Annotated in this window: 1 protein-coding gene; it reads left to right on the plus strand. The window is 62.2% G+C overall.

Going from position 1 to position 976, the window contains the following annotated elements; all coding sequences use genetic code 11:
- Positions 1–11 precede the first annotated feature (11 nt).
- Positions 12–968: an ABC transporter ATP-binding protein gene (locus KSO97_RS17340; RefSeq protein WP_232681873.1), complete on the plus strand. Its 957-nt coding sequence runs from the start codon at positions 12–14 to the stop codon at positions 966–968.
- Positions 969–976: the final 8 nt, after the last annotated feature.

Below are 976 nucleotides of genomic sequence, written 5' to 3' on the forward strand. Positions count from 1 at the left end.
GAAGGACTGTCATGGGTGTTGAGATCAAGGTCGAGAATCTGACGAAGTCCTTCGGCAAGCAGTTGATCTGGGGTGGGGTGACGCTGACCGTTCCGGCGGGTGAGATCTGCGTGATGCTGGGCCCGTCGGGGACGGGTAAGTCGGTGTTGCTGAAGACGCTGATCGGGTTGTTGAAGCCCGATGAGGGTTCGATCGTGATCGAGGGCACCGACATCGCTTCGTGCAGTGAGAAGGAGCTCTACGAGATCCGGAAGCTGTTCGGGGTGCTGTTCCAGGACGGTGCGATGTTCGGGTCGATGAACCTGTACGACAACGTGGCGTTCCCGTTGCGTGAGCACACGAAGAAGTCGGAGTCGGCGATTCGTGACATCGTGATGGAGAAGATGGACCTGGTGGGTCTGTTGGGTGCTGAGGACAAGCTGCCGGGCGAGATCTCGGGCGGTATGCGCAAGCGGGCTGGTCTGGCGCGAGCGTTGGTGCTGGATCCGGAGATCGTGTTGTTCGATGAGCCGGACTCGGGTCTGGACCCGGTGCGCACGGCGTTCTTGAACCAGCTGATCGTGGATCTGAACGCTCAGATCGATGCGACGTTCTTGATCGTGACCCACGACATCAACACCGCCCGGACGGTGCCGGACAACATCGGTCTGCTCTACCACAAGCATCTGGCGATGTTCGGTCCTCGGGAGATGCTGCTGAGCTCGGAGGAGCCGGTGGTGCGCCAGTTCCTGAATGCTCAGCGGGTGGGTCCGATCGGTATGTCGGAGGAGAAGGACGCCGATGAGTTGGCGGCCGAGTCGGGGCAGGAGCTGCCTCCCCTGCCGCCCATCCCGTTGCAGCTGGAGCCCAGCAATGGGATTCCGCGTCGTTCGCAGCGTGAGCCGGGTGGGTGGTGCCGGGAGAATGGCGTGACCCCGCCTCCAGGGTCGTTCCAGGCTGGGATGTCGATGACCCCCGGCGGCAACTGACAGCTATC

The organism is Nocardioides sp. R-C-SC26 (assembly GCF_021246465.1).
In the GTDB taxonomy this organism is placed as follows: domain Bacteria; phylum Actinomycetota; class Actinomycetes; order Propionibacteriales; family Nocardioidaceae; genus Nocardioides.

Coding starts and splice junctions, on each gene's coding strand:
- KSO97_RS17340 (WP_232681873.1), top strand. CDS start 12: ATGGGTGTTGAGATCAAGGTCGAGAATCTGACGAAGTCCTTCGGCAAG.